The sequence below is a fragment of the Quatrionicoccus australiensis genome (assembly GCF_020510425.1).
Taxonomy (GTDB): Bacteria; Pseudomonadota; Gammaproteobacteria; order Burkholderiales; family Rhodocyclaceae; genus Azonexus; species Azonexus australiensis_A.
Window position 1 is genome coordinate 608956 of the sequence record NZ_JAHBAH010000001.1, and the last position, 16636, is coordinate 625591.

A 16636-nucleotide genomic window follows, 5' to 3' on the forward strand; every position below is an offset into this window, starting at 1 on the left:
TCACCTCTAATCACAAGAATTCCGGGCAGGCGCAGCGCGCCATTGACGATGACATTTTACCATGCACTGCACAATTATGATCAGCGTCGGAAATGAATTCGCCATACAAACAATGAGATGTCTTGTAAATTTAACAAGAATTCACCGAAAAAATATCAAAGCCAACAGGCAAAATCGATGCTGTTCTGAAAGATCAAAAAATCTTGGCACGCATCAGTTATTTCCCCTGCCCCCCAAAAACAGTCACCGGTATCGGTTTGCCATTTGGCTGAACCGGTTGCACCGAACGCGTCAGCAACGCGGCATCACGCGTTTGCTGCGCGTTGATGTCTTCAGCAACCTGATTACCCTTGAGCGGCAGCAGCAAGGTTGCCCCGACTGCGTAATAACTGCCCTCCGGCAACGGGTTGGCCTGCAGGATAGCGCGCACCGGCACGCCATTGCGGCGGGCCAGCTCGCCCGGGGTTGTCGGCCGGGTGATGCGGACCGGGCGCCAGGAAACCCACTGCCCCTGATAGCTGCCCATGCGGAAGGCCAGTTGCAAGGCAGCTGCATGCGGCAGCAGCAGTTGGGTACGGGTGCGTCCGACGATTACCGGCCCCTGCAACGAAGGATTCAGCGCCAGAAACTCGGGGAGCTTGAGGCCGGCGAGTTGTGCGGCCAGGCTGACGTCAATGTCGCGATACATCTCGACCACGGTAAAGCGGGTCGCGTTTTCGATCGGCGGCAGGGTGATCTTGTAGGCAGCCGGATCGGCAATGACCTTCTTGAGCGCCAGAATGCGCGGCACGTAGTCGCGCGTTTCCTGCGGCAGGCTGGCGGCGATGTCGTTGAAGCCCGGCTTTTTGATGCCGCGCGCCTTGGCACGGTTGACCTCGTTGAGGATGCGTTTTTCACCGCAGTTGTAGGCTGCCATCGCCAGCGGCCAGCTATCGAACATGCCGTTGAGCATACTCAGGTAGTCGAGGGCGGCGCGGGTTGAGGCAATCAGTGAACGCCGCTCATCGCGAAAACGATCGATGTTGAGTTCGTAGGTGCGCGCGGTATTGGCGATGAACTGCCAGGCGCCGTGGGCTTCTGCCTCTGATTTGGCCTCCAGCGTATAGCCTGACTCGACAAAAGGCACGAGAACAAGCTCCATCGGCAACTTGCGCACCTCGACCTCTTCGACCACGTAAAACAGCAGGCTGGAGGCACGCTGGGCGGTGTGATCGAGAAACTTGTCGGCGGCGAAGCGGCGCGCCACGCGATTGACTTGCGGATCCTTGTCGAGATCGGCAACCCGGAAGCCATGTCGGATGCGCGCCCAGAGATCCGGGTACTGTGCCTTGTCGGCCGGCGGGTGCTGCAGCAGTTCGTGGAGTTCGCCCGGCTCGATTTCAAGCAGCGCCGATTCACCAGGACCGGCCTCACTGACCTCAAGCGGCAATTCTTCGTAGGGCGCATCGAAAACGGAGGCACACCCCATCTGGGCAAGCACAAACACAGTTACGGCCAAACAACGCAATCGGGACAAGAGGCTTTTTCCTTCAAAAGTACAACGATACGAGTTACCGGCAATGACGGGATCAAGTTACCTGACCGATACCACATGCCGAAATTATCGGGGAGAAAGATGGCAAAAGCTGATCCATTACCGCAACAACAGTTTAAAACCGATTTCCTTAGAAGCTGCTCGTGATCTTTTGTTTGTCATTCAAACCCCTCCCCAGCCCTCCCCTTATCAGGGGAGGGAGCCCGTCCATGCGCGATTTGGGGTGCCCCTCCCCTGTCAAGGGGAGGTCGGGAGGGGTTTTACAGACATATCAAACAAAACCGCAGCCCGGTTTCATAACTTGGGAAGATTGAGAACAATCGCTCAGGCCAGCGCCTGCGTGAGTATCGCCTGCGCCTCGCCGACGATCATTTGCAAATGCCCGGCACTGACGAAACTTTCGGCATAGAGCTTGTAGATGTCTTCGGTTCCGGACGGACGGGCGGCAAACCAGCCGTTCGTGGTGCACACTTTGAGGCCGCCAATCGCCGCTTTGTTCCCCGGTGCGTGCGTCAGGCGAGCGGTGATCGGGTCGCCGGCCAGGGTCGGCGTCGTGATGCGCTCAGCGGTCAACTGCTTGAAAGCGGCCTTTTCTGCCGGGCTGGCCGGGGCATCGATACGCACGTAATGCGGCGTGCCGTATTCGGCGGCCAGCATCTGGTAATACTGGCCGGGATCGCGGCCGGAAACGGCGGTGATTTCAGCCGCCAGCAGGCCGAGGATGATGCCGTCCTTGTCGGTGGTCCAGACCGTGCCATCGCGCCGCAGGAAACTTGCGCCGGCGCTCTCCTCGCCACCAAAACACAGGCTGCCGTCCTGCAGGCCGGCGGCAAACCACTTGAAGCCGACCGGCACTTCCAGCAACGGCCGCTCCAGACCGGCAACCACGCGATCGATCAAGGCACTGGAAACCAGGGTCTTGCCCACAGCAGCGCTCGCCGACCATTGCGGCCGGTTGTTGAGCAGGTAGTGGATGGCGACGGCAAGGTAATGGTTCGGATTCAATAGGCCAAGCGACGACGTCACGATGCCGTGACGATCGACGTCGGCGTCGTTGCCCCAGGCAATGGCAAAACGATCCTTAAGCTCGACCAGGCTGGCCATGGCATAGGGGCTGGAGCAATCCATACGAATCTTGCCGTCGTGATCCAGGGTCATGAAGGCGAAGGCCGGATCGACCGCCGGATTGACGATTTCGATATCGAGGCCGTAGCGCTCGGCAATCGGCTGCCAGTAGGCAACGGCAGCGCCGCCCAGAGGATCGACGCCGATCTTGAGGCCGGCGCGACGAATCGCATCCATGTCGATGACGTTACCAAGATCGGCGACGTAAGCTTCGACGAAATCCTGTTCGACGATATGGGCACAAGCCATCGCCTCGGCCAGCGGCAGGCGTTTGACGTCACGATTGCCGTCCGCCATCAGCGCGTTGGCGCGCTGTTCGATCCAGCCGGTAACATCGGTATCGGCTGGACCGCCGTTCGGCGGGTTGTATTTGATGCCGCCGTCGCGCGGAGGATTGTGCGAGGGCGTGATGACGATGCCGTCGGCAAGATTGCCCGGCTGCTCGCGGTTATGAACCAGAATCGCCCGCGAAATGACCGGTGTCGGCGTGTAGCCGTCAGCGGCTTGCAGATGCGTCAGTACGCCATTGGCGGCGAGCACTTCGAGCGCGCTGCACTGCGCCGGGGCCGACAGGGCGTGCGTATCCTTGCCGAGAAAGAGCGGACCATGAATTCCATTGGCTGCGCGATATTCGCACACGGCCTGGGTGATCGCCAGGATGTGCGCCTCGTTGAAACTGCCGTTAAAGGCACAGCCACGATGGCCGCTGGTGCCGAAGGCGACACGCTGGGTCGGGTCACTCGTATCGGGTGCGGCACGGTAGGCTGCGAGCAAGGCGGGAATATCGGTCAGGTCGCTGGAATTGGCACGCTGGCCGGCGCGGGGATGGGTCATGTTCAGAGGTTCCGGAAGGCTGTCGTTTGCATTGGTAATATTTTACCTTGCCGGCATGACGATCTGACGCGGATTTCTGGCAAAGCATCGCCGCAGCGAAATTGCCTGTTTTTTACCGGTCGACCGGTAAAAAACAATCAATTTGCCGAATTGCGCTGACGAATGTATTCCAGCACCTGCCCGGCCGGCACCGGACGGCTGAACAGGTAGCCTTGCACAAAGTCGCAGCCCTTGCCCTTGAGGTAGTCGCGCTGCGCTTCAGTCTCCACACCTTCTGCCACCAGTTTCAGCCCGAGGCTGTGGGCCAGGCCGATGGTAGCGTCGCAAATCGCGGCGCTGTCCTGATCCTCGCCGATTTCCATGACGAAGGAACGATCCAGCTTGAGGTGATTGATCGGGAACATGCGCAGGTAGCTGAGCGATGAATAGCCGGTGCCGAAGTCGTCGATCGCCAACTCGACGCCCATGTCGTGCAGCAGATCGAGGATGCGGACGGTTTCGTCCGGCTGGTTCATGGCGACCGATTCGGTAATTTCGAAGATCAGCGTTTCCGGCGCCAGGCCAAAGGCCTCGATGGCGCCGCGGGCGAGAATCGGCAGATTGCCGTTGCGCAATTGCAGCGCCGAGATGTTGATGCCCATTTTCAGGCCGCGCAGGCCGGCCGCGTTGAATTCGGCCAACTGGCGGCAAGCCGTCCAGAACACCCATTCGCCGATCGGCTGGATCAGGCCGGTTTCTTCGGCGATGCCGATAAAGGCGCCGGGCTGCACCATGCCCATTTCCGGATGCTGCCAGCGCACCAGGGCCTCAAGGCTGACCACCTTGCCGGTCTGCATGTCGAGAATCGGCTGGTAATACACACAGAATTCGTCACGGGCCAGGGCCTGACGCAGGCTGTGTTCGATTTTCAGGCGTTCGAGGGCCGCATCGTTCATGCGCGCATCGAAGAACTGGAAGTTGTTCCGTCCGGCCGCTTTGGCGTGATACATCGCCGCATCGGCATTCTTCATCAGCGTTTCGCCATCTTCGCCGTCGGTCGGGAAGAGCGCGACGCCGATGCTGGGCGTGGTGTAGAGGTCGTAGCCTTCGATCACATAAGGGTCGCCAATATTGCGCACCAGCTTCTCGGCAATGATCGCCGCCGAACCACTATGTTCCATGCCGCTCAACATGATGACGAATTCGTCCCCCCCCAGGCGTGCCACGACATCACTGTCGCGCACGCTGTCGCGCAGGCGGTCGGCCACTTCGATCAGCAGCTTGTCGCCGACATGATGACCGAGGGTATCGTTGATCACCTTGAAACGATCAAGGTCGATGAAGAGCAGCGCCACCTTGCTGCCTTCGCGCCGCGCCGCAGCCAGCGCCTGGTCGAGCCGCCCCTTCAGGCTGAGTCGATTGAGCAGGCCGGTCAACACGTCGTGATGAGCCATATGCTGCAACTGCGCTTCGGCGGCACGCTCGGACGAGACATCGGTGAAGTGGGCAATGTGGTTACCGATCGAACCGTCTTCATTGCGGATCACCGACACCGTCATCCACTTCGGGTAGATCGCGCCATCCTTGCGCCGATCCCAGATTTCGCCCTGCCAGAAACCGCGCTCGCCGATGGTCAGCCACATCTCCTTGTATTCGTCCTGCGTCGTCCGCCCGGCAGAAAGAATGCGCGGATTGCTGCCGATCACCTCTTCCGGCTCGTAGCCGGTCAGCTTGGTGAAGGCGGGATTGACCGTCACGATTTTGTTGTCGCTGTCGGTAATCAGGATGGCTTCACCGCTGTAATGGAAAGCACTGGCGAGCAACTGCATGCGTGATTCCATCTGATGCTGACCGGTCACATCCTGCGATGTCCCGACAATCCGCAACACCCGGCCATCCTCACCATAGTGCGCCTCGCCGGTTTCGAGCAGGTATTTGACCCGGCCATCGGGCATCAGCAGACGATGCCTGACCATCAGGATGCTGTGCTTGCGCATCGCCTCGCGATACTCGCGATTGACGGCTTCCCGGTCTTCCGGGTGCACCAGGGCAACAAAATCGTCGTAGCTGCGCTCCGGCAAAAACGGCTCGAACTCGAATATCTGTTGCAGTTCCTCGGAACACACCACCCGACGACTGGCGAGATCGAGCTCCCAACTGCCCAGTTGGGCAATGCGCTGCGCCGTCTTCAACTGATCCTTGCTCTTTCGCAAATCGGCGAGTGCCAGGCCTTCCCTCTCCTGAGCCCTAAACAGCCAGAAAAGCAGCAGCGCCAGACCGGAGAGCAAAAGCAGACTGACCACACTGCCGGCCCAGACGCGCTGTCCCCAGCGGCCGAACACATCATCTTCCGCCACCCCCGCCATGACGTAGAACGGATAACGTACGAGTACGCGATACGCGGCGATTCGGGGAATGCCATCTACCGCCGACGGGAAGACAAGCACCCCGGAAAGGCTGCCGGATGCCAGGACATCCGGCATCGGAAAGTCCTTGCCCGGATGTTCGTTGTATTTGACCGGCATCGACGGAGCAACCAGCACCAAAGAGTGATCATCAAGGCGGCGGATGGAAAAGGCGCCGCCGGCCCCCAACCCGAGCGAATCGAAAAGGTGGGCAAAATAATCAAGCCGCAAGGGCACGATCACCGCACCGAGAAAACGGCCATCCGAGTGACGAATGGCGCGCGCCGCGACGATCACCGACTCACCATTGAGACGGGAGGTCACAACCTCGGAGAACACTGTGCCGATATCCGGCTGGTCACGCACCCGCAAAAAATACGCCCGATCGGCGATATCCACTTCGCCAGAAACAAAAAGCAGCTTCCCGGCGGCGTCGACCGCCTGGAAGTTTCCCACCTCGGGGAAACCAATGCGATAGCGCTCCAGCTCGGCCTCCAGCATCCGCACGCGTGAGGAGTCCGTACCGGGATTCAAAAACTCTTTGGGGAGATGCTCGGCAAGACGCGTCAGATCTGCGTCGACGCGGCGCAACGTCGAATCCAGCCGGGTCTCGATCAATTCCGCGTAGTTTTTTGCCGTTAACTCCGCTTCGACACGGGTTTCACGGTAGGCAGACCAGAGATTGTAGGCGAGCACAAGAAAACTGCCGGCAACCAGCAGGACCATGACCCGCCATAGCTGACGCCCCCTCCGAATGTAGTTTTCTGGCGCCTGTGGCGCTTGCCTCACCATTTTTGTCTTCTTTTGATTGGTTAGACCAATTCTGATAAGGCTGAGGATTTTTTGCAATCATCTTGTACAAGCAGGCGCGGCATCGGCTGTTCATACAGAATGAAACGACACACGACATCCTGCCCCGTCTTGCGCTCGCGGTAGATCCGACGTTCATCGCTGACAATCCGCCAGTCGGTCAGCGGAATGCTTTCCGGAAACAAGGTATCGCCGGCAAACGGCATTTCTATCCGGGTCAGATAAAAGCGCTGACAGTACGGCCAGGCTGCGGCATAGACGGATGCGCCACCGATCACGAAAACCGGCTTGCCAGTCGCCAATGCGGCCGCCAGGCCCTGCTCGACCGAGTCAACCCGATGGCACCCAGGACGCAGGGGAAGATCCGATTGTCGACTGACGATAAAGGAATCGGCCGGCACCACATCCATCGACTCATAGGTCAGACGCCCGATGACCAGCGCCGCACCGGCAACGGTGGACTCGAAATAAGCCAGCTCTTCCGGAATATCCCAGGGCAGCCAGCCATCCAGGCCAAGCATGCCGTTGCTGGCAACAGCACCGATGGCCGCGATCAACGGGGCGTTTTCTGCCATTGGTCGCGCGTCATCGACAAGGAAATGGCCGGAGTTGCCTGGCCGTTGTAAACATGCGGTTTGTGCATGGAGACAAAGGCCGAGCTGACGATGGGCATGCCAAAGATCGCATCCATGACTTCGAGAATGCTCGATTCCAGGCATTCGCAATGCGCGTTGCCTTCAAGCTTGCGGATCGCAAGAAAAATGACTTCGTAATCGACAACCTGGCGAATGTCGTGCGGGTTGGCGATGGCATCCATCGGCGCCCAGGCGTCCGCATGCACGACAACCGCCTGCGGACCATGTTTCTCCAGCGGGTTACACCCGGTTCGCAGTTGAATGGTGGCATCCACCGATGCGCACCAATGATTGGCTGGCAAAGTACTCTCCTTCAGGCTTCTCGAAAAATCGACGCCGGCAAAGATACCAGAGCGTCGGAAAATTGCGGGCGAAAAAAAAGCAGGTCAGCTTCACCTGCAATTCGCATTTCAAGCAACGGCCAGTCAGGCAACGACGTTAACCAGGGTTCCGGTGGTTTGCCCCTCGGCGTTGACTGTCGGCGTTGCTGTCGTGGCGACAGTGCTTTCAGTCGTATCAAGCGCCTTCGTCAATTGCTGATGCCAGTCACTGAACTGACTGTCCAGCTTGGCCTTTGACTGCTGCGACACCACGTTCAAGCGGGCATTGGAAGCCTCGCCTTCGGCTTGCTCCGACTGTACTTTCAGGGAGCGGGCATTTTGCTGCGCACGATTGGCAACCGATTGCGCATCCTGCGCCTGTGCCTGCAAGGAGCGCGCCTTTTGTTCAGCCTGATCGGCAGCACGCTGGGCCTGTTGCTGCTGCAACTGACCCCACAAGCCGCTACTCAGGCTTTGTGCGCTGGAAACCGAACTCATCGCCATTTGATCACCCGATGATTTCTATCATCGACATGAAGACTGCCTCAGGCAGTCACGTTGATCGTGGAACCCGTGGTTTGTCCCTGCGTATTGACCACCGGACGCGGCATTTCTTCCTTGCGCTCGGTAGCTTCCTGCGGACGGGACTCACGTCGTTCTGCCTGTTGCGCTTGCTGTGCCTGCTGGCTTTGCTGCGTCTGACTGGCAGATGTACTGGCGCTGGTGTAGGAACCCAGACTGGAGGTAACAGAGGTGATATCCATGACAATCCTTTCAATAAAACAACTGCTTGATTTGACTTTACACCATCCAGAAAAATCTACCAGCAGAAAATCCGCGCCATTCATCCAGCGATGCCGCAGAACACGAGGAACGGCTCCTACTTTGCCGGAAGTCTCTTAGAAGCTGTTCATGATTTTTTGCTTGTCATTCAAACCCCTCCCGAGCTCCCCTTGTCCCCCAAGGGCTGGGCTGGGGATAAGCAGAGACTTAGCCGCCGTAGTTTGGCGGCTTAGTCGGTTGCTTAGTAGTTTCATCAGGGGTTTTACAGACGTATCAAATAAAGCCGCAGCCCGGTTTCATGACTCTCGGAAGATCGTGAACAGCCTCTTACATCACAAAACAATAAAATCCATAAATATGTAAAATCAACCACAATGGCCGAGCTTGATCTTCCAATTCTCACTGCCAATTTACGAAAGCACGAAAATGCCAGACCAGCATCCGGATTCCAGCCAAAAGACCGACCACGTTTCGGCAACGAGCCTTGGCGTTTCTGCCGGGATGCTCAACAACACGCCGGTGCCCTGTACCGACATTCTCGACACCAACCCGGTGCCCTGCTTCGTGATCGACGCCCAGCATCGCGTCATCCAGTGGAACAAGGGATGCGAGCAGTTGCTGGGGATCAGCGCCGCCGAAATGCTCGGCACCAGCAACCACTGGCAAGCCTTTTATCCCAGCCGTCGTTCAACGCTGGCAGACCTCATTGTCGATGAGCGGGTTGAAGCCTTGGCCGACGAACTCTATCGCGACAAGAATCTGCGCCGGTCAGCGATCATCGCCGACGCCTACGAAGCCGAAGCATTCTTCCCGCAGATGACGCCGGAAGGGCGGCATTTTTTCTTTACCGCTGCACCGCTGCGCAGTCCGGATGGCAAGATCATCGGGGCCGTCGAAACCCTGCAGGACGTCAGCGCACAACGCCGGGCGGAGCAGGCACTGCAGGACTCGCACGACCGACTGGAACAGGAAGTCGCACTACGCACCGCAGAATTGCTGGAATCAAATCGTCAGCTCGCGATCAGCCTGCACCGGGCGGAAGAAGCAAGCCAGCTGAAATCCGCATTTCTGGAAATGCTCACGCTCGAACTCAAGACCCCACTCAACGGCATCATCGGCATTGCCGAACTGATCCGCAAAGATCCGAATGCGGCGGAGAACATCGAGTACGCAGCCATCATTCACGAAAGTGGCTCCCGCCTGTTCAAATTGCTCGACGACATGCTCAATCTCACCGAAATCAAGGCGGGCGAGGCGAAAGTCATTGCATCGCCAAGTTGCACGCGCGAACTGATCGAATCATTGGTACGGGAAAACGCACCGAACGCCGAGAAAAAGGGAATCGCGCTCAATCTGCAGTTTGCGAGAAACAGCCCGGAGATCGTGTGCAATGATCCCCGGCGCATGACACGAAGCCTGGCGCCGCTCATCGAGAATGCCATCAGATTCACGCAAGAGGGCGAGGTGACCATCGACGTGGAACGCGAGCACAACGAGATCGTCATCTGCGTTAGCGACACCGGCCCCGGTGTCCCGCCCGACGCACGGGAAAACATTTTCGAGATATTCCGTCAGGGACAACTGCAGCAGCAATTCCAGGGCGGATTGGGGCTGGGCCTGGCACTCGCCCGCGCCGAGGCCGAACTGCTTGGCGGCAGCCTGATCCTCGACCCGCAACAAGGAACGACCGGGGCGCGTTTCATTCTGCGCCTGCCGATCTAGGCAACCGGCTTGCGCTAACCGGGCATGGCAAATTCGGCCGGCGGGCAGGGTCGACCGGACGGGGTGGCAATTCTCGCCAATTTTGCATACATCAATTTTTCTCCCGACCAGGATTGATACCATCAGCCAAGTCACCATAAAGATCCAGGCCTGCCGGGTGACAAGCCCCCGTCCTGCCACATGACTGCGCCGCCCCCTCGATACTGCAGGCTGCGCCACGCCATTCAGACAGCGGGATGGCTTTGTTCACTCCCTCCTCTCAGGCCTTTGAACGCGACGATGAAAAGCCCATCCGCTGCCAACTGTTTCAGGCAACGCGCCGCCAGAGCGGAAAGTGCCCCTGGCCTGTTACCGACAAAAACCGACGTCGCCAACAGCAAGGGGCGATAGCGATGCGAAATACGGCAAGCCGCTCGACTCACTGGCCCGGCGTGAAAGCCATCCTGCTGCTGATCGTCATCTGGACAATTCTCGTACTTTCCTCGTTACTCACCCAGCGCGAACAACTGAACCGGACGGCGAACGCCCTCGCCCGCATCGATGCCGTTGCCAATCTCAAGAAAGACATGTCGATCCGCAAGTGGGCATCAAGTGTCGGCGGCGTTTTCATCCGCGAGGAGCATCTGCGCCCCTTCAACTCGCTGGAGGAAGCCGAGCACGTTTTCGTCGCTCAGGCCAATGGCGAATACCTGCGCCTGGTTTCCGTCACACCGATGCACCTGCTGCTCGCCATCCAGGAAACCAGCAACAGCGCCTTCGGCGGGCGCGAACGGCTGACCTCGAAGCAGTTGCGCAATGTCGAAAACGCTCCCGACGACTGGGAATCAAGCGCACTGGAGGCGCTGAGCAAAGGCTCCGAGTTGGTGACTGAATCGGTTCCGGCCAAGGGCTCGCATGGCCTGATGCGGGCGATGATTCCGATGCGCATGGAAAAGGAATGCCTGGAATGTCACCGCGACACGCTGGTCCCGGTTGGCGGCCTGCGCGGCGGCGCGACCATCTCGATCAATCTGAACGCCTACCGTGCTGCCCAGGAACCCACCTGGCACGCCATCCAACTCTGGCACTTTGGCATCTGGATCATCGGCTTGGCCGGCTTCATGAGCTTCGCTTACCTGGCCCGCCGGCGCAATATGGAAAGAACCCGGCTCGACGAAGAGCGCCACGAAAACGAGATGGCTTTCGGCGCCATGGCCGAAGGTGCCGTGATTACCGACGCCAACGGCAGCATCCTCTGGGTCAATGATGCCTTTTGCCGGATCAGCGGTTACCAGCGCGACGAAGTGATTCACCAGAACCCGCGCCTGCTCAAGTCGGGCCGGCATGATGCAGCGTTTTACCAGCAACTGTGGGCCCAACTGATAGAAAAAGGCCATTGGCGCGGAGAACTCTGGAACCAGCGCAAGTCGGGCGAGATCTTTCCCGAAGAAATCTCGATCCAGGCCCTGAAGGGACCGGATGGCCGGATGCGCCGCTTCATATCGATTTTTTCCGACATCACCGAGCGCAAGCGTATCGAGCAGGAACTGCAGAACTACCGGGAAGACCTCGAAGAGCAGGTGCGCAAGCGCACCGAGGAACTGACCGAGGCGCGCGATGCGGCCGAGGCAGCGAATCGCTCCAAATCGACCTTCCTCGCCAACATGAGCCACGAACTGCGCACTCCGCTCAACGCCGTGATCGGTTTTTCGCAACTGATGGAAAAAGACCCGGCCCTGGCCGAACTGCAACGCCGTCATGTCGAAATCATCAATCACTCCGGCAATCACCTGCTGACCCTGATCAATGACGTACTGGAGCTCTCCAAGATCGAGTCGGGCAAGATGGAGATGCACCAGGAGGAAATCGATCCGGCCAACCTGCTCGAACAGGTCGTCGGCATGATGCGCCTGCGCGCGGAACAGGCCGGACTGGCACTGCATCTCGAAGCCGCCGATCTGCCGGCGACGGTCATCCTCGACCCGCTGATGCTGCGCCAGGTCTTGCTCAACCTGCTATCGAACGCCATCAAATTCACCCCACGGGGCAAGGTTTCCCTGAGCGTGCACAACGCCAGCCTGGACGACGATCGAGTGCGCCTGTCTTTTTGCGTGCGCGACACCGGCATCGGCATCCGGCCGGAAGACCAGGGCCGGATTTTCCGTCCCTTCGAGCAGGCCGGCGTGCCGCAGCAAGGCGGCACTGGCCTGGGCCTGAGCATCAGCCAGCAATACGTGGCGATGATGGGCGGTGAACTGACGCTTGAATCAACGCCGGACGTGGGTTCCTCTTTCAGCTTCATGCTCACCGTGAGCGCCGGCAAGCACGGCCTGAGCAGGCCGGTGAAAGGGCGTGTCGTCGCACTCGAAGCGGCACAGCAGGGGCGCCACGTTCTGGTGGTGGACGACATTCCCGAATCCCGCCTGCTCGTGCGCTCGCTGATCGAACCGCTGGGTTTCCGGGTCAGCGAGGCTGCCAGCGTCAGCGAGACGAAGAGCGCCATGCGGAACGAGTCGCCCGACCTCATTTTCATGGACTGGTTTCTGCCCGACGGAAACGGGCTGGATGCCATCCGGCACATTCGCAGCGTGCACGGACCAGCCCGGCCGCGCATCGTCATGCTGACCGCCAATGCCCTCGAAAAAAGCCGCGAGGCCGCTCTTGCCGCCGGTGCCGATGACTTCCTGAGCAAGCCGTATGAGGAAGACGAGCTTTATGCGACACTGGAAAGGCAACTCGCCATTCATTTCACCCGTCGGCAAACACAGACTGAGCCGGCAACATTGGGCAGCGCCGGCGAGATATCCGCCACCGACCTGCTTGGGCTGCCGCCCGAAATTCGCGCCCGCCTGGCCCAGGCTGCCATTTCCCTGAACCCGGAACAAATCGCTACGGCCTTGCACGAACTCGCCAGCGACTACCCGGAACTGGCCAAGGGACTTGGCGAATTCTCCGACACCCGCCGCTACCAGCGCCTCTGGCAGGTACTCGGCATACTCGACAACGAGGAATGAGCATGCAAAACACCGCGACCGCCCGCACCGAAGTGATGATTGTCGAAGACACCTCGGCCTCGCTCGAGTTGCTCTGTGAACTGCTGACCCAGGCCGGCTATGCCGTACGCCCGGCCCCGGAGGGTGCGATGGCGCTGCGTTCGGCCCAGGCCAAGCCGCCCGAGCTGATCCTGCTCGATATCCGCATGCCCGGCATCGACGGCTTTGAAGTCTGCCGTCGTCTGAAAGCCGATGCGCGCACACGCGACATCCCGGTCATCTTTCTCTCCGCCTTGCGCGACGAATCCGATACCCTGCGCGGCTTTGCGCTCGGCGCCGTCGATTTCATCGCCAAGCCCTACCGCCCAGAGGAAGTGCTGGCCCGGGTACGCACCCACGCCGAGTTGCGCCGCCTGCAAAGCGGCCTCGAAGAGCGCGTCAAGGAACGCACCGCCCAGTTGCTCGAAGCCCAGACCAGGCTGCTCGAATCGCAGGGCCGCCTGCAGGAACTGGCCGGCTTTCTGCAAAACGTACGCGAAGAAGAACGCACCCACATCGCCCGCGAACTGCACGATGAACTCGGCCAAACACTGACCTCGCTACGCATCGATCTCGGCTGGCTGCGCGGCAAATGTGAAAAACAGGGTGCGGCGGTGGTCGACCGGGCGAACGGCGCCTATGCGCTGGTCGAACGGACCATCGATGCGCTGCGCCGGATTTCCGAGGGTCTGCGCCCCGGCATGCTCGACGTGCTCGGTCTGGCCGCCGCCGTCGAACACCATGTCACGCAATTCGAAGAGCGCAACGGGATCAGTTGCTCGCTGGCGATGAACCGGGAAGAGTTCGCCATCGACGGCGAACTCGCCACCGCGATTTTCCGCCTGATCCAGGAGGCACTGACCAATGTGCTGCGGCATGCCGCCGCCAGCCAGCTCTGCGTCAGCATCGACGAAGAAGATGCATGCATCCGGGTCGGCATCGAGGATGACGGCCACGGCTTCCAGCCGGCGCAAAACAAGAAAACCTTCGGCCTGCTCGGCATGCAGGAGCGGGTCAAGATGCTCGGCGGCAGTATCACCATCAGCAGTGAGCCCGGCGCAGGCTGCCGGATCGAGGCCAGTTTTCCGAAGCGGGGAGATAACGAACAATGATCCGTATCCTGATTGCCGACGACCATGACATCCTGCGCGCCGGCCTCAAGCACATCCTGCACGACACCGGCGACATCGTCATCGCCGGCGAAGCCTGTGACGGGCACCAGGCGCTCGACCTGGTCCGGAACGGACAATGGGATGCCCTGGTGCTCGACCTGTCGATGCCGGGCAAGAGCGGCATTGAATTGATCAAGCAGATCAAGGGCGAGTTTCCCCGCCTGCCCATCCTGATCCTCAGCATGCACAAGGAAGACCTCTACGCCGTGCGCGCGCTGAAAGCCGGCGCCTCCGGCTACCTGTGCAAGGACAGTGCTGAAGCGCTGCTTGCCCAGGCGATCCGCAAGGTGGTCAGCGGTGGCCTGTTCGTCAATCAGGCAGTCGCGGAAAAGCTCGCCATGGACATGTTGACCGGTGCCGGCAACGGCGCGCCGCACAGCCGCCTGACCGACCGCGAATACCAGGTCTTCATGCTGCTGGCGCGCGGCCTCGGCGTCACCGACATCGGGCGCGAACTCAATCTCAGCGTCAAAACGATCAGTACGCACAAGACGCGCATCCAGGAAAAGATGAACCTTGCCAACAGCGCCGACCTCATCCATTACGCCATCCGCCACCAGTTGATCGGCGGCCCGGATGGACTCGATGCCTGAGTTGCCGGTAGGAATATTCCTACCCAGAATCAGCACCTTTCCGAGGACAGAATGAGCGGATGTTCCCTGCCCTGCCTGACGTGCCAAACCTAAACTGATGCCATCACATCCACCGCCAGACGGTGGTCAGGACTCAGGAGAATCACCATGGCACCGTTCATTTCGCTCTACGCCTGCCCGCGCCTCGACCCGCAAATGCCCGATAGCGACGGCATCATCACCCACCTGGCGGCCCTGCCCCTGTTCAGTACACTGTCGGCCAGCGAGCTCAACCGCATTGCCGTCTCGGCCCGCAAAATCCAGTCGCTGAAAGGCGAAATACTCTTTCACAAGGGCGACCCCTGCCACGGTTTTTATCTGATCGTTTCCGGCAAGGTGAAACTGCTCTTCAATTCGCTGGGCGGCAGCGAGAAGGTGATCGAAATCCTGATGCCGGGACAAAGTTTCGGCGAGTCGGCGATGTTCATGGACCAGCCCTACCCGCTCAGTGCCCAGGCCTTGAGCGATGCAAGCTTCATCTACATTACCAAGGCTTCGGTGTTGCAGGCGCTGGAATCAAATGCCCAACTCGCCCGGCAGTTGATTACCCGGCTGTCGAGCAGTTTGCATCAACTGTTCCAGAACCAGGAATTCAACGGCATGCGCTCGGGCAAGCAACGCATCGTCGATTACATTCTGCGCCAGATGACGCCGGCGGCTGCGCTCAGCGCCGTTCCGATCGTCATCCTGCCGGCCAGCAAGGGCACCATCGCCTCGCATCTCAACATCACGGCCGAACATTTCTCGCGCATCCTGCACGAACTGGTCGAGCACGAACTGATCACGGTCTACGGCAAGAAAATCGAGATTCTCGACCTGGCGCAGCTACGCGCCGTGCTCGACAGCCAGGGTGAGCGCGAACATGCGCAAGCAGCGCCCTGCCGCCTGGTGGAGACCACGCCGGCTGCGCACGCCAGCCGCACCTGAACTCACCAGCCTGCTGCCGGCGGCTTCTCGCCGAAATGCAGGCAGGCAATCCCGAACGACAGGTTTTCCCAGCGCACATTGACCAAGCCGGCCGCACTGACCAGGGCGGCAAACTCCGCCTGGTCGGGAAAGCGCCGGATCGATTCGACCAGGTACTGGTAGGCGATCGGCTGGCCGGCCACGGCCGCGCCGAGGCGGGGAATCACCAGCCAGGAATAGAGATCGTAGAACGGCGCCAGCCAGCGTACCGGGCGCGAGAACTCGAGACAGACGAAATGCCCGCCCGGCTTGAGCACGCGCCGGATTTCGGCCAGCGCCTGACTGAGCCGGGTGGCGTTGCGCAGCCCGAAGGAGACGGTGAGCAGATCGACGCTGTTGGCGGCAAACGGCAGGGCTTCCGCCTCGCCGGCCAGCCAGTTGAGGGCAACGCCGCCCTGGGCGCGGCCAGCCGCCATCATCGCCAGGCTGGGATCGCAGACGGTGACGATGCGTTTGCCGTCGGCGAGCAGGCGCGCCACGTCGCCGGTGCCGCCGGCGAGGTCGACAACCTGGCCGGTGATGCCGGCGCAGCGGCGGCGCAAGGTTCGCTTCCACAGGCGGTGGATGCCAAAGCTCATCAGGTCGTTCATCAGGTCGTAGCGCGGCGCAACGACTTCGAACACCTCGCGGATACGCGCCCGGCGCTCGTCGGTGACGACCGGCTGGCGGCCGAAGCTGTGTTCGAGCGGGTCGATGCTTTCCGGCATG

Annotated in this window: 13 protein-coding genes; 5 read left to right on the forward strand and 8 right to left on the reverse strand. The window is 60.2% G+C overall.

Translation table 11 applies throughout. The annotated features are described in order from the left end of the window. Positions 1 to 217 precede the first annotated feature (217 nt). From KIG99_RS03040 to KIG99_RS03070, 7 genes are all read right to left on the reverse strand, one after another. Entirely contained in the window at positions 218 to 1516 is a 1299-nt protein-coding gene (locus KIG99_RS03040; protein ID WP_226458786.1) for a transglycosylase SLT domain-containing protein, read from the reverse strand. A 342-nt stretch (positions 1517 to 1858) separates the two neighbouring features. Further along, positions 1859 to 3493, reverse strand: a complete 1635-nt coding sequence (pgm, locus tag KIG99_RS03045; RefSeq protein ID WP_226458787.1) for a phosphoglucomutase (alpha-D-glucose-1,6-bisphosphate-dependent) — start codon at positions 3491 to 3493, stop codon at positions 1859 to 1861. A gap of 137 nt (positions 3494 to 3630) precedes the next feature. Then, the gene (locus tag KIG99_RS03050) at positions 3631 to 6669 is read right to left on the reverse strand and encodes a bifunctional diguanylate cyclase/phosphodiesterase (protein WP_226458788.1); all 3039 of its coding nucleotides are present in this window, start codon (positions 6667 to 6669) and stop codon (positions 3631 to 3633) included. Between the two features lie 20 nt (positions 6670 to 6689). Beyond that, positions 6690 to 7262, reverse strand: a complete 573-nt coding sequence (locus KIG99_RS03055; RefSeq protein ID WP_226458789.1) for a dihydrofolate reductase — start codon at positions 7260 to 7262, stop codon at positions 6690 to 6692. Continuing rightward, complete coding sequence (locus KIG99_RS03060) at positions 7241 to 7624, reverse strand: dihydroneopterin aldolase (RefSeq protein WP_226458790.1); 384 nt, start codon at positions 7622 to 7624, stop codon at positions 7241 to 7243. The genes KIG99_RS03055 and KIG99_RS03060 overlap by 22 nt, the downstream gene beginning before the upstream one ends. Positions 7625 to 7747: 123 nt before the next feature. Then, positions 7748 to 8146, reverse strand: a complete 399-nt coding sequence (locus tag KIG99_RS03065) for a hypothetical protein (RefSeq protein WP_226458791.1) — start codon at positions 8144 to 8146, stop codon at positions 7748 to 7750. 41 nt (positions 8147 to 8187) lie between these two features. Further along, a complete protein-coding gene (locus tag KIG99_RS03070) occupies positions 8188 to 8406 on the reverse strand; it encodes a hypothetical protein (RefSeq protein ID WP_226458792.1) in 219 nt (72 codons plus the stop codon). A 445-nt stretch (positions 8407 to 8851) separates the two neighbouring features. Here KIG99_RS03070 and KIG99_RS03075 point away from each other — a divergent pair, with 445 nt between their 5' ends. From KIG99_RS03075 to KIG99_RS03095, 5 genes are all read left to right on the forward strand, one after another. Continuing rightward, positions 8852 to 10147 (forward strand): PAS domain-containing sensor histidine kinase, encoded by a 1296-nt coding sequence (locus KIG99_RS03075; RefSeq protein ID WP_226458793.1) that lies wholly within the window; start codon positions 8852 to 8854, stop codon positions 10145 to 10147. A gap of 392 nt (positions 10148 to 10539) precedes the next feature. After that, positions 10540 to 13140, forward strand: a complete 2601-nt coding sequence (locus tag KIG99_RS03080) for an ATP-binding protein (RefSeq protein ID WP_226458794.1) — start codon at positions 10540 to 10542, stop codon at positions 13138 to 13140. Between the two features lie 2 nt (positions 13141 to 13142). Next, positions 13143 to 14270, forward strand: a complete 1128-nt coding sequence (locus tag KIG99_RS03085; RefSeq protein ID WP_226458795.1) for an ATP-binding response regulator — start codon at positions 13143 to 13145, stop codon at positions 14268 to 14270. Continuing rightward, positions 14267 to 14923, forward strand: a complete 657-nt coding sequence (locus KIG99_RS03090) for a response regulator (RefSeq protein ID WP_226458796.1) — start codon at positions 14267 to 14269, stop codon at positions 14921 to 14923. The genes KIG99_RS03085 and KIG99_RS03090 overlap by 4 nt, the downstream gene beginning before the upstream one ends. Positions 14924 to 15070: 147 nt before the next feature. Beyond that, the gene (locus tag KIG99_RS03095) at positions 15071 to 15889 is read left to right on the forward strand and encodes a Crp/Fnr family transcriptional regulator (protein WP_226458797.1); all 819 of its coding nucleotides are present in this window, start codon (positions 15071 to 15073) and stop codon (positions 15887 to 15889) included. A 2-nt stretch (positions 15890 to 15891) separates the two neighbouring features. On the opposite strand, the gene KIG99_RS03100 is transcribed toward KIG99_RS03095, so the two are convergent. Continuing rightward, entirely contained in the window at positions 15892 to 16635 is a 744-nt protein-coding gene (locus tag KIG99_RS03100) for a class I SAM-dependent methyltransferase (RefSeq protein WP_226458798.1), read from the reverse strand. Between the last annotated feature and the right edge of the window lies 1 nt (position 16636).